The sequence below is a fragment of the Mesorhizobium sp. M7A.F.Ca.CA.001.10.2.1 genome, assembly GCF_003998575.1.
GTDB lineage: Bacteria > Pseudomonadota > Alphaproteobacteria > Rhizobiales > Rhizobiaceae > Mesorhizobium.
In genome coordinates this window covers 1-12,442 of sequence record NZ_RZQY01000114.1, presented here as the reverse complement: position 1 = coordinate 12,442, position 12,442 = coordinate 1, and the positions used below count along the sequence as shown (strand labels likewise).

Annotated in this window: 12 protein-coding genes and 1 pseudogene; 4 read left to right on the top strand and 9 right to left on the bottom strand. The window is 64.0% G+C overall.

Annotated elements, in window-relative coordinates:
- The 3 genes and pseudogenes from EN964_RS39215 to EN964_RS10425 all read right to left on the bottom strand — a co-directional run.
- Nucleotides 1-80 (bottom strand): annotated as a pseudogene (locus tag EN964_RS39215) (antibiotic biosynthesis monooxygenase); the annotation flags it as partial.
- Nucleotides 81-143: 63 nt separating this feature from the next.
- On the bottom strand, nt 144-923 hold the full coding sequence (locus tag EN964_RS10430; protein WP_127270549.1) for an SDR family NAD(P)-dependent oxidoreductase: 780 nt from the start codon (nt 921-923) through the stop codon (nt 144-146).
- Nucleotides 924-1,072: 149 nt separating this feature from the next.
- The gene (locus tag EN964_RS10425) at nt 1,073-1,510 is read right to left on the bottom strand and encodes a DsrE family protein (RefSeq protein ID WP_127270547.1); all 438 of its coding nucleotides are present in this window, start codon (nt 1,508-1,510) and stop codon (nt 1,073-1,075) included.
- Nucleotides 1,511-1,612: 102 nt separating this feature from the next.
- On the opposite strand from EN964_RS10425, the gene EN964_RS10420 reads away from it, so the two are divergent.
- Together EN964_RS10420 and EN964_RS10415 are read left to right on the top strand one after the other, a co-directional pair.
- A complete protein-coding gene (locus EN964_RS10420; RefSeq protein WP_127271717.1) occupies nt 1,613-2,716 on the top strand; it encodes a hypothetical protein in 1,104 nt (367 codons plus the stop codon).
- 19 nt (nt 2,717-2,735) lie between these two features.
- Nucleotides 2,736-2,942 (top strand): antitoxin, encoded by a 207-nt coding sequence (locus EN964_RS10415; protein ID WP_032808618.1) that lies wholly within the window; start codon nt 2,736-2,738, stop codon nt 2,940-2,942.
- A gap of 199 nt (nt 2,943-3,141) precedes the next feature.
- On the opposite strand, the gene EN964_RS10410 is transcribed toward EN964_RS10415, so the two are convergent.
- Together EN964_RS10410 and EN964_RS10405 are read right to left on the bottom strand one after the other, a co-directional pair.
- Nucleotides 3,142-4,089, bottom strand: a complete 948-nt coding sequence (locus EN964_RS10410; RefSeq protein ID WP_127271270.1) for a cation diffusion facilitator family transporter — start codon at nt 4,087-4,089, stop codon at nt 3,142-3,144.
- 5 nt (nt 4,090-4,094) lie between these two features.
- Nucleotides 4,095-6,284: an anthranilate synthase gene (locus EN964_RS10405; RefSeq protein WP_127271719.1), complete on the bottom strand. Its 2,190-nt coding sequence runs from the start codon at nt 6,282-6,284 to the stop codon at nt 4,095-4,097.
- Nucleotides 6,285-6,603: 319 nt separating this feature from the next.
- Here EN964_RS10405 and EN964_RS10400 point away from each other — a divergent pair, with 319 nt between their 5' ends.
- Nucleotides 6,604-7,374 carry an isocitrate lyase/phosphoenolpyruvate mutase family protein gene (locus tag EN964_RS10400; RefSeq protein WP_127273278.1) on the top strand — a complete coding sequence of 257 codons (771 nt, stop codon included), beginning with the start codon at nt 6,604-6,606 and terminating at the stop codon, nt 7,372-7,374.
- A gap of 1 nt (nt 7,375) precedes the next feature.
- On the opposite strand, the gene EN964_RS10395 is transcribed toward EN964_RS10400, so the two are convergent.
- The 4 genes from EN964_RS10395 to EN964_RS10380 all read right to left on the bottom strand — a co-directional run bounded on the left by EN964_RS10395 (nt 7,376) and on the right by EN964_RS10380 (nt 11,650).
- The gene (locus EN964_RS10395; RefSeq protein WP_127276338.1) at nt 7,376-8,431 is read right to left on the bottom strand and encodes a succinylglutamate desuccinylase/aspartoacylase family protein; all 1,056 of its coding nucleotides are present in this window, start codon (nt 8,429-8,431) and stop codon (nt 7,376-7,378) included.
- 86 nt (nt 8,432-8,517) lie between these two features.
- The gene (locus EN964_RS10390; RefSeq protein ID WP_127272313.1) at nt 8,518-9,690 is read right to left on the bottom strand and encodes an MFS transporter; all 1,173 of its coding nucleotides are present in this window, start codon (nt 9,688-9,690) and stop codon (nt 8,518-8,520) included.
- A 125-nt stretch (nt 9,691-9,815) separates the two neighbouring features.
- Nucleotides 9,816-11,192, bottom strand: a complete 1,377-nt coding sequence (locus EN964_RS10385) for an FAD-containing oxidoreductase (RefSeq protein ID WP_127272314.1) — start codon at nt 11,190-11,192, stop codon at nt 9,816-9,818.
- A complete protein-coding gene (locus EN964_RS10380; RefSeq protein WP_127266540.1) occupies nt 11,189-11,650 on the bottom strand; it encodes a DUF4126 domain-containing protein in 462 nt (153 codons plus the stop codon). Before EN964_RS10380 ends, EN964_RS10385 begins: the two co-directional genes overlap by 4 nt.
- A 141-nt stretch (nt 11,651-11,791) precedes the next feature.
- On the opposite strand from EN964_RS10380, the gene EN964_RS10375 reads away from it, so the two are divergent.
- Nucleotides 11,792-12,349 (top strand): sugar O-acetyltransferase, encoded by a 558-nt coding sequence (locus EN964_RS10375; protein ID WP_127266541.1) that lies wholly within the window; start codon nt 11,792-11,794, stop codon nt 12,347-12,349.
- Nucleotides 12,350-12,442: the final 93 nt, after the last annotated feature.

Genomic DNA, 12,442 nt, shown 5'->3' with positions numbered 1-12,442 from the left:
CCTGTACTGTCGCGCAGAAGGTCCATGACCGCGTCGCGCTGGCCGCGCGCCGCCCGCATCTTGCCGATCAGTCCGTACATTCCGTTGTCTCCCTTTGAGGTTTTCGACAAGAACATGCAGACCGCCAGTATGCCGGTAGCCGTTCAAGGCATCAACTGGCCGCCATTCACCTCGATCACCTGGCCGGTGATGTAGCCGCTGAGAAGGTCCGAAGAGAGGAACAGATAGGCGCCGACGCAATCCTGCGCCGTGCCGGCGCGTCCCTGCGGAATGGTGGCGACCATGCCCTTCATCTGCTCGTCGGTCGAATAGCGCTCGTGGAACGGGGTGAGAATGGTTCCGGGCGCTACCGCGTTGACGCGGATGCCGAAGCCGATCAGTTCCTTGGCCATGCCGCGCGTCACATTGGAGACGAAGGCCTTGGCCGAGCCGTAAAGCCCGGCGCCGCCGCCGGCGCCGTTGCGCGCGGCGATCGAGGAGGTGTTGACGATGAAGCCGCCCTGTTTCTTCAGCCACGGGATCGCCTTGCGCGAAGCAGTCAGCACCGAGCGCGCATTGAGGTCCATCACAGCGTCGTAATGCGCCTCGGTCTGCTCGGCATAAGGGATGCGGCCAAGCATGCCGCCGGCATTGTTGACCAGCCCGTCGAGGCGGCCGAAATATTGCGCGCTGTCTTCGACGACGCGCTCGACATCGGCGGCAACGGAAAAATCGCCCTGAACGAGAAACACCTCGCCGCCCTTGTCGGCAATCGTCAGGCCGAGCTTCTCGGCGGCGTCTTGACTCGAATTGTAGTGCAGCGCCACCTTGCATTTCTGCGCTGCATAGGCCAGCGCGAGCGCCGCTCCGATGCCGGTCGACGCACCGGTGACCAGCACTGCCTTGCCGGCAAGATCGGGTATGCTGAGTGTGGTGGCTGGCACGGTTCTTCCTCCGGGAGGTCTGCCTGTCCTTCGTAGGCCCTTGCCACCCCGGTGTTCAAGCCTTTGAGCAATTCAAGGAAACGTGTGGAGCGGTTTCCCGGCAAAGCGAGTAGCGCTTTCCCTCGGGAATTTGCGCCCAACAAACCGCTCTACGGATGCAGATAGGCGTAACCCTGGCCTTGCAGTTCGGCGAGTTTGACGACGCCGCCCTTGTCGGCGGCATGAAACCCGGCGAGCAGGTCGGGGAGCGAAATATCCATGCCTTGCATGGTGTTGGCGCAGGCATGGGGTTCCAGCCCCTGCCGCACCAGGCCGGCGAAGCGCCCGGAAATCGCGGCCGATATGCCTTTCGACTTGAAGGCCGCGAGCGCGGGACCATGCACGACCAGCACGATGTCGACATTGCCGCCGGTGCCCTCATAGTGGTTCTTGATGTTGCCGAGCACGAAATTGACCTTGTCGGTGTCGCTCAAGTGGTAGGCGACTTTTTGCCTTGCGGGCTCGGTGGCGGCTGCCTGTGCTGCCCGCAAACCGAGAAGCGTTCCGGTTCCGGCAAGAACCGCGCGGAACATATCGCGCCGACGCATGGAATCCTCCTCCGCTTGGCGGCCCGCCGCGAATTGCGTGGCTGCGGCCGCAATACTAGCATAAATTGGCGTTGCGTCCTGTCGATGCGGAGGAGAGATCACATGGCGTTCAGGGCAGGGGAATGGAAGACAGTCGCCGGCGCCGGGTTTGGCGCGGCGCTGCTTGGCTTGCTTGCCGGATCGGCCTCCGCCGACGATGCGCTGAAGCTCACCGAACTCAGTCCGAACGGCGCTGATGCCTGTTTCGGCCGCGTCTATGATGCGGGGCATCTCAAGGCGCACCCGAAGCAGAAGGTGACGCGGATCTTCTTCTACTACGGCCATGATCCGGTCAGCCGGCCGAACGAGGAACCGACCGTGAATTCCGACACGTCCTACAATGCTTTCATCGCCACCACCGTGCGCGGCGCCAAGTCGCCGGAATGGGCCGGCGGCTGGTGCAATCATGCGTCAGAGGACGGCAAGACAGGCCCGGTTCATTGCGGCATGGAATGCGACCGGACGCTTGCGTCGCTGAAGGTCGACGACAAGGGCCGGCTGTTCCTCTCGGATCTGCAGCCCGACATCTATCTCGATGCCGGTTCGGAAGAAGAGCTTGGCGCTGCGGAATATAGCAGGCAGGCACTCGGCAAGGATGACGACAATTTTCGCCTCGACCCGATCCCAGCGGCGACCTGCAAGGCGGAGTTCGCGCGCATCGATCCGGTCGACCCGGCGCTAGGCCCGCCGCTGCGCGAGCGGCTGAAGCCGGACCAGGCCTTCTGCTATGGGCGCGACTACGATGCAGCGCATCTCGGCTCGCACCCCGATCAACTCACCCGGTCGATCCGGGTTTTCCGCGGCAAGGTAGAGCTGGCGTCCTTCGCCTCGGGTGGCGACGCCGCCAACTGGCCAGACGGCGCCGACATTGCCGTTACCGTCACCACACGGCAGAAATCGGCTGAGGTTACGCAGACCTATTCCTGCCAGGGCGAAGCCGATCAGTGGCGCTGCGCGGCCAGTTCGAAGATGAGCGATTCTTCCTGCGACATCGCGCAGAAGGAGATTTTCCTCAAGCGTGGCGCCAATGGCACGATGATGCTGGCCAACCCCAACAGCGCGCTCGCGATCGTCGACCTGTGTTCGAAGGCCGCCGACGGCAAGACGAAATCCGACGACAAGGTCTACCGGCTGCAGCCAATGCCGCAATCGGCCTGCTCGCCTTGAGCTTCAATGGAGGGCGCGAATGGATAAGGCAAAAGTCTTTTGGTCTGGCGGATCGCAAGCAGTACGCATGCCGAAGAAATACCGTTTCGATACCGGCGAGATTTCAATCCGTCGCGAGGGCCGAGCGGTCGTTCTCGAACCGCTTGCGCAGGATTGGGTCTGGCTCGACAGTTTGACCGGGCCACTTGACGACGATTTTGTTGAGGCAGCTTTGGAAGGCCGATAGAGACTGGCGGCGCAGACCATAGGATCCATGCGTGACATCTGAGCGCTGCTGCGGTGCAGAATTCTGTTCCGCTGCACTCTACGAAGGTCGCGGCATGGATCCTCGGGTCTCCGCGACGGAGCTTCGCTCCTGCTTCGCCCGTGGATGACGAAGTCGAGAAGCTTCGGTTAATTTTCCCAAGTCGCTACAGGAAATCGCCTCAGGCGAACGGCACGGCCGTCGTGCCCTTCGGCAGCTTGGCCTCGTCGTCGGGCTCGACATGGATGGTGACGCGCACCGAGGGGATTTCGGCCTTCAGCGCGTCCTCGATGCGGTCGCAGATGACATGGCTGGCGCCGACCGACATGTCTGCGTCGACGACCAGATGAAACTCGATGAAGGTGGCGCGGCCGGCGATGCGCGTCTTGAGGTCGTGCACCTCGAGCGCGCCCTTGCAATTGGCCGAGATGACGTCACGGATGCGCATGTGTTCCTGGGTGTCGACGGCGCGGTCCATCAGGCCGTTCATCGACGAGCCTATGACATGCCAGCCCTGCCACAGGATGTTCAAAGCCACGAGGACGGCAAGTGCGGGGTCAAGGATCTGCCAACCGGTCAGGATCGCTCCGACCAGGCCGCCGAAGACGCCGATCGAGGTGACCACGTCGGTCATGATGTGGTTGCCGTCGGCAACCAGCGCCGGTGATTTCTCCGCCCTGCCGGCGCGGATCAACGTCCAGGCCCAGAAGGCGTTGATGACCGTAGCGACGCCGTTGACGGCAAGACCTTCCCAGGGCTGTTCGAGCGGTGCCGGGGTCTGCCAGTGGCGCCAGACCTCGTTGAGGATCAAAAGGGCGGCGAGCACGATCAGCACGCCTTCCAGCACCGCCGAGAAATACTCGGCCTTGTGATGGCCGAAAGGGTGGTCCTGGTCGGCCGGCTTGTGGCTGACCTGGATCGCCCAGAAGGCTGCAACCGAGGCAATGACGTTGACGATCGATTCCAAGGCGTCCGAGTAGAGCGCCACCGAGCCGGTGACGTACCAGGCGGCAGCCTTCAGCGCGAGCACGACAAAAGCGACGATAATCGACCAGAAGGCAAGATTGGCGATTTTGCGCTTCGCGGCCGCCTTGGCCGCGGTCGCCATCGTGTTCTCGGCTTCAGCCATGATCGTCAGGCGGCCTTTTCCTTGGCCTTGCGGGGCAAGTGGGCGACGATGTTCTCGATGATGCGCATGCCGGCATTGTGGCCGAGCGTCATGATCGATTCCGGGTGGAACTGTACCGCGGCGATAGGCTCCTTGCGGTGTTCGAAGGCCATGATTATGCCGTCCTCGGTCTCGGCTGTGACGATGAAATCGTCGGGCAGGCGCACCGGATCGGCAAAGATCGAGTGGTAGCGGCCGACGGTCACTTCCTTGGGCAGGCCCGAGAAGATGATGCCGGGCTTGGAGACCCGGATGCGCGACGGCTTGCCGTGCATCGGTATGTGCAGCTGCCGCAGTTCGCCGCCATAGGCCTCCGCCAATGCCTGCAGGCCAAGGCAGACGCCGAAGATCGGCAGTTCGCGGGCGCGCGCCTTCTTGATGGTTGCGGCGCAATCGAAGTCCTTCGGCGTGCCGGGGCCGGGCGACAGCACGACGAGATCGGGTTTCAGCCGGTCGAAGACTTCCTCAGGCACCGGCGAGCGAACGGTCGAGACGTTGGCGCCGGTCTGGCGGAAATAATTGGCCAGCGTGTGGACGAAACTATCCTCGTGGTCGACCAGCAGGATGTTGACGCCGTCGCCGACGCGCGCGGTGGTTCGCTCGGTGCTGGCGGAATTGCCTGTCTTGGCGTCGCGGATGGCGGAGAGCATGGCGGATGCCTTCAGTTCGGTTTCTGCTTCTTCTTCCTCGGGAATGCTGTCGAACAGCAATGTGGCGCCGGCCCGCACTTCGGCAATGCCGTCCTTGATACGGATGGTGCGGAGCGTCAGGCCGGTGTTCATGTCACCGTTGAAATTGACCATGCCGATCGCACCGCCATACCAGGCGCGCGGGCTCTTCTCGTTCTGTTCGATGAAGCGCATGGCCCACAGTTTCGGCGCGCCGGTGACGGTGACCGCCCAGGCATGCGACAGGAAGGCATCGAAGGCATCCATGCCTTCGCGCAGCCGGCCTTCGATGTGGTCGACCGTGTGGATCAGGCGCGAATACATTTCGATCTGCCGACGGCCAATGACGCGCACCGAACCCGGCTCGCAGACCCGCGACTTGTCGTTGCGATCGACGTCCGAGCACATGGTCAGCTCGGATTCGTCCTTCTTCGAGTTGAGCAGTTTCAGGATCTGCTCTGAGTCGGAAATGGCGTCGTCGCCGCGCTTGATGGTGCCTGAGATCGGGCAGGTCTCGACGCGGCGGCCGTTGACGCGCACGAACATTTCCGGCGAGGCGCCGATCAGATATTCGCCTTCGCCCAGATTGATGAAGAAGGAATAGGGCGACGGATTGATGGCTTTCAGCTTGCGCGAAATCTCGGATGGCTGCGTCTCGCAGCGCTCGTAGAACATCTGGCCGGGCACGACCTCGAACAGGTCGCCGCGCTTGAACGAATCCATCGCCTTGCGCACCAGATCCGCGTATTCGCCCGGTTCATGGTCGCCGCGCGGCGGGATGCGGTCAGGGCTCTTGAACGGCTCGGCGATTTCGTCGCGCGGCAGCCCTTCGGTCGAAAAACCCTCGCCGGCATAGTCATAGCGGTCGGTCCAGGCCTTGGCGGAATAATGGTCGACGACCAGGATCTCGTCGGGCAGGAAAAGCACCAGGTCGCGCTGGCTTGGCTTGCGCTCGAGCTTGTAGTCGACCGGGTCGAACTGGAAGGCGAGGTCGTAGCCGAAAGCGCCGTAGAGACCGAGATTGGCGTCTTCCTCGGTCCTGAACAGAGCGGTGATGGCGCGCAGCACCGTGAAGACTGAAGGGACGCGGCTGCGCTCCTCCTCGGTGAAGACACGGCCGGGCTTGGCGACATCGAGGCGGATGAGTGTCTTCGACGTCTCGGCGATGGTGACATCCGCCTGGCTGGCGAGCGCCTTGCCGATGACCGGCAGCAGCGCCTCGCCACGGCGGTTCAGCGCCTCGATGCGCATGGCACGGCCGCGCGCCGAGACGACCAGTGGCGGATCGATGATGGCGGTGTCCCAGCGCGTGTAGCGGCCGGGATATTCATAGTTCGAGGAAAATACAGCGCCGCGGCGCGAATTCAGGCCGTCAACGTAAGCGTCGATCGCGCCCGCATAGGGCCGGTCGTGGCGCGCGCGCGTGATGGTGATGCCACCCGCGGTCACGAAACTTTCCGCGCCGTTTTCCAGAAGCTTTATCGTCATTGCCGTCTCCATCAGCGTCTTGGGGCAACGGACCCGGGAATGGCTTGGAAAAAACAAATGGCCGCCCGGACTTTCCGTTGCGGCCACCCTCTCTTTTCACGCGCACGTGTTCGAACAGGCCGCTGTCAGCAGGCCCACCACCAAATGGTCTTGATCGAACGCATGTTCATGGCGAAAATCCATAGCCGCGAAAAACCGGATGCGCAACTGATTTGAAAAGCCTGTCCGGTGGCCGCCGCTTCAGCGTCTCATGGCACATCGCCAGGGCGGACAGTGCCGCTTAGACTGTTCCTCTAACAGCAGGAGACGGGAAAACACCATGACCGAGCAGATCGAGCGTGCGCGGACGTTCCATTCCCTCCACGTCAAGGGAAACCCGATCGTTCTCTACAACGTCTGGGATCCGGGTTCGGCCAAGATCGTCGAGAAAGCGGGCGCCAAGGCGATCGCCACCGGAAGCTGGCCGGTGGCTGCCGCGTTCGGCTATGCCGATGGCGAGAAAATCCCGCTGGAGCTGGCGCTCGACAACATCAAGCGCATCGTCACTGCCGTCGACCTGCCGGTGACCATGGACCTCGAGGGCGGCTACGGCGTCGATCCGGAGATTGTGGCTCGCACGGTGACGTTGGCGCTACGGGCCGGCGCTATCGGTTTCAATTTCGAAGACCAGGTTGTCGGCGGCACCGGCCTGCACGACATTTCTGTTCAGGTAAAACGCATCGAAGCTGCGGCAGCGGCCGTCAAGGCCTCCGGCATACCGGCGTTCATCAACGCCCGAACCGACATCTTCCTCAAGGCGAAACCGGATGCGCATGACGACGTCCTGCTCGACCAGGCCATCGAGCGCGCGCAGGCCTTCGAAAAAGCCGGCGCACACGGCTTCTTTGCGCCGGGTCTTGGCGATGAGGACCTGATCGAGACGCTTTGCAAGGCAATCGCGTTGCCGGTCAACATCATTGCGCTGGGGCACGTGCCGCCGCGCCAGCGGCTGGCCGAACTCGGCGTCGCCCGCATCAGCCACGGCCCGGTGCCTTACCGGCAGATGGCGGAATGGCTGGAGGCGAAGGCGCGACTGGCTATTTCGGGTTAAGTCAGTCCTCCAGCGTTCCCGACCGGGCGTCGGTGCTCTTCCTGTCGCCGACCAGCTTCAGAAGATCCTCGCCGGCGCGGATGATGCGGCGCGAGCGGCGGGTCAGGATGATGCCGTCCTGCGGCGCGAACACCTCGGTGCGGCCGTCGGCTTCACCCGGTGCATGGACGATGGTGGCGAGGCGCGCGCCCCTGGCGACGCGGTCGCCGGGTTTCACGTCGTAGAGCACGGCACCGGCCCGTGGCGCCGGCATCATGTCGATGTTTTCCAATGGCGCCACGAAGCCGGTGAAAGGACCCGGCGCGGGCAGGGTGCTATCGGCGATCACGCCGCGCGCCACCAACAGCCGGTAGAGGCCGTCGGCGTCGGCGGCGGCCAGGGCACCGTCGACATCGAGGATGCCGCGATATTCGACGGTGGTGGCGACGCGGCGGTCGAGCTTGGCCACATCGGCGGGGACGTTCTGGTAGGGCATGATCGAGGCGCCCTCGAAGGTGCCGTCGGTGTCGTCGCTCCACAGCACGACCGCGTCGACGCCCATGGCGGCGGCGCAATCGGCCATGGCAGGCCACAGGCTGGTGTGGACGTAGAGGTAGGCGAGGCCCTCGTCATCGCAGTGCAGGTCGAGCACGATGTCATGGCCGAGCGAGAGCTGCACCAGCCGCGTCTTCAGCCGCTGGTCGACGCTGCCAAGGGTGGTGTCGGGCAAGAGCGCTGTGTCGGGCGCGGTGAGTAGCGGAAAGCCGCGGTTGAAATTGGTGCGCGTGCCCAGATGGAAGCGGCCCTGATGCTCGCCGAAATGATATTGCGCCCGGCCGATCGGATTGGCCCAGGGCACGACGGTGAGATTGCCCTTGATGCGGCCTTCGGCCTCCGCTTTGGCAAGCATCGGCATCAGCGCGTCGATGGCGACGACGCCCGGCAACTCGCCGGCATGGAGTGCCGCCTGTAGGTATGCCGAAGGAGCAGCCTTGTCGGAACCAGTGAAGCGGAACAGCGGGAATTCGTAGGAAACCCCTTCGCTTTCGCCGGCGATGCGCTCGATCGATTTCTGCATGACTTCCTCCATCAAGAGCGAGAGACATGCGATTTGAAGGCGCCGATGTCGATTGGTCCAGCCCGCCGCGCTATGGGCGCAAGAGGCTATTCAGCCGGAAGCGGGATGACCGGCGCGCGCCGGTCCAGCGCCTGCGACAGCACGGCGACGGTGACCGCCAACAAAGCGAGTGCTGCGCCGACCAGCGGCAAATTGGCATAGGAAACACCGGCGGAAAGGGCAACGCCGCCGATCCAGGCGCCGCTGGCATTGCCGACATTGAAGGCGCCCTGGTTCAGCGTGGCGGCGAGGTTCGGTCCCTCGGAGGCCGCCTCGACGACCCGGATCTGCAGCGGCGGCACGACGACGAAGATGAGCAGGCCCCACAGGAAGACGATGCCGACGGCAACGCTGGCGATTGCGCCGAACTGCCTGAAGCCAACGAAAAGCAGGGCCATCAGCAGCAGCGTGCCGATCACTGTCGGCATCAGTTTCCAGTCGGCCAGTCTGCCGCCGATAATGTTGCCGATGGTCATGCCCGCGCCGAACAGCAGCAGAACCCACGTGACTGCCGAGGTCGACAAGCCCGATACCTCGGTGAGGTAGGGTTTGATGTAGGTGAAGACGGTGAACAGGCTTGCGGAGGTCAGCGCCGCGATCAGCATGGCCAGCCAGACCTGCAGCTTGCCCAGCACGCGCAGCTCGCCGCGCAGGCCGCCACCGCTTGGCTGGGCGACATCGGACGGCACCAGCCAGGCGATCGCTGCCACCGAGATCAGGCCGATACCGACCACGGCAACGAAGGTGGAGCGCCAGCCGAACGCTTCGCCAAGTGCGGTTCCGGCGGGAACACCCAGGATGTTGGACAGCGTCAGCCCGGCGAACATCAGCGCGATGGCGCTGGCGCGTTTGTTGCGCGGCACCAGGCTGGCGGCAACGACCGAGCCGATGCCGAAGAAGGCGCCATGGCCGAAAGCGGTGAAAACGCGCGCGGCCATCAGCGTCCAGTAGTTGGGCGAGATGGCGCAAAACAGATTGCCGATGACGAACAGGACGGCCAGCCCGACCAGCACAGGCTTACGCGGCAAATGCGCGGTGGCCATCGCCACGATCGGCGCGCCGAAGACGACGCCCAGCGCATATCCGGTAACCAGCAGGCCGGCAGAAGGGATCGATACGCCGAGGTCGGCTGCGACCTCGGGCAGCAGGCCCATGATCACGAATTCGGTGGTACCGATGCAGAAGGACGCAATGGCAAGCGCAAGGATCGGCAAGGGCATGGGGCGTCCAGACTGAATCGGTTCAAATTGAGACTGCGCGAAGGACGCCACCGTGCGCAAGCTGCATTGCTGCATCGCAGCGATGCAGAAAAGGAAGAGCTTTGAAATGGGTCGCTAACAGGCTGTCAAACCAGCGGCTTCAATTCCTGGGCAATGGTTGGCAACAGCTCCGAGACATTCGGGTGGATGTGCACGGCACGCGCCAGCGTGTCGACGGGCGCCTTGGCGTACATCAGGTCGAGTACGCTATGGATAACCTCGTCGCCGCCGGGGCCGAGCACCGAGCAGCCGAGGATCTGCCTGGTGTCGGCGTCGACCAGGATCCTCATGAAGCCCTGCGTCTCGCCCTTTTCGATAGCGCGGCCGACGCGGGTCATCGGCCGCTGGCCGACCAGCGCGCGACGGCCGGATTTCTTCACCGCGGCCTCGGTCATGCCGCAGCGGCCGAGCGGTGGGTCGATGTAGAGCGCATAGGCTTCGATGCGATCACTGACCTTGCGCGGATCGTTGTCCAGCAGGTTGGCGGCGACGATCTCGTAGTCGTTGTAGGAGGTGTGGGTGAAGGCGCCCCTGCCGTTGCAGTCGCCCATCGCCCAGATGCCGGGCACGCTGCTGCGCAACTGGTCGTCTACAGAGACGAAGCCGCGCTTGTCGACCTCCACGCCAGCCCTCTCCAGGCCGAGGTCATCGGTGTTGGGCGTCCGCCCCAGAGCCAGCAGCACGTGCGAGCCGACCGCCGGCGGTTTGCCGGCGGAGAAGGTTACGGCAATGTCCTGGCCCTGTCTGGCGAAAGCGATGTCGTCGGCGCCGACATGGACCGTGATGCCCTCGTTTTCGAGGATCGACAGGATGGCGGCGGAGACATCCTCGTCCTCGCGGCCGGTCAGGCGTGGGCTCTTCTCGATGACGGTAACTTCGCTACCGAAGCGGCGGAACATCTGTGCGAATTCGAGCGAGATGTAGCTGCCGCCGACGACGATGAGATGGCGCGGCAGCACGTCGAGATCCATCATCGAGGAATTGGTCAGATAGTCGATGTCGTGGATGCCAGGCAGGTCTGGGACCGAGGCTCGGCCGCCGGTGTTGAGGAAGATCTTTTCGGCGGTCAGCAGATCGTCGCCGACGCGCACCGTGTTGGCGGATTCGAAACGCGCATGGCCGCGATAGAGGGTGCATTTGTCCATGCCGGCAATCCAGGTCTCGAGATTGGTGCGGGCGTCGATCGTCACCTTGTCCTTGCGCGCCTTGATCCTGGCATAGTCGACGCCGACGGGGCCACTGAGCGTCACGCCATAGTCGGCGGCGCGGCGCGCAAGATGCGCGGCGTAGGCGCTGGCGACCATGGTCTTGGTCGGCATGCAGCCGGTGTTGACGCAGGTGCCGCCGACCAGCTTGCGCTCGATCAGCGCCACGCTCATGCCGGCGGCCGTCAGTCGGCCGGCCAGCGGAGGGCCAGCCTGTCCGGCACCGATGATGATGGCGTCGAAGGTTTTCGTCGTCATGCCACCGCCGCTACGATCAGCAGGCCGCCGATGATCGCCACCGCGTCCTCGATGAAGGCGGCGGGCGGATCCTTGCCGAAGGCGGCTGCGAGCCGGCCGCGAGCTTCAGCGCCGCCCAGCGTGCCGATGACGGCGCCGATGGCGCCGGCAATCAAGCCGCCGATGGTGGCACCGCCTGTCGCGCCGATCACCGCGCCGGTGAAGGCGCCCATGACGATGCGGGCGCCGAATTGCTGCGGCACTTTACGGCTCGGCGTCGACGGCAACTGGTCGGTGACCAGTTCGACGATGGCCAGGATGGTGAAGATGCCGACAGCCGCCCAGTGACTCATGAAGCTCGCCCAGGTGCCGGCAACCGGCAGCCAGCCGAGATAAGCGCCCCAGGCAACGGCAGCCGGCGCCGTCATGGCGCGAAGACCGGCAACGACGCCGATCAGAAGTGCGAGAATGTAGAGCATGGTCGATCCCCCTCGATCACCGGGCCAGGACGGCCTTGAGACGCAGGCTACCATAGGTCCAATATTTGACCAGTACTTGCATCGGCGCTTTTCTGTTGGCCGCACTTGTGCTTTTGAAGGACGTGAACTGGAGACCGCGTCATAGCCGAAAGCGAGCGCGTGAAGATGGCGGCCGGCGAATGGTACACCTGCCTCGATGATGAGCTGGAGTCCTTGCGTGTGGTAGCGCGTGACGCGGTGTTCGAGCACAATTGCCTGCCGCCGCGGCAGCGCGGCAATCTCGGGTCGGGCTTGAAAGCTTTACTCGGCAACGCCGGCGAGGGTGCCCGCATCGAGGCGCCGTTTCACTGCGCCTATGGTTTCAACATCTTTCTCGGCGACGGCGTCTTCCTCAATGCCGGCTGCACCATCCTCGACACGGCGAGTGTGCGCATCGGCAAGGGAACGCTGCTCGGTCCCAATGTGCAGATTTATTGCGCCGAGCATCACAAGGAGGTCGCTGGGCGGCAAGCTGGACTGGAGATCGCCAAGCCGGTCGAGATCGGCGCCAATGCGTGGATCGGCGGCTCAGCCGTCATCCTTGGCGGCGTCAGCATCGGTGAAGGTGCCATCGTCGGCGCCGGCGCGGTGGTGACGCGCGACGTGGCTGCGAACACCACGGTGGTCGGCAATCCGGCACATCAGGTCAAGCGGGACTGAATAGATCAGGACGACAGAACGTACGTCATGCGCTCGCCCTGGTCGGTCCTTCTGGAGAATTCGCGCCGATATTGCGCCGGCGATGTCCTCAGC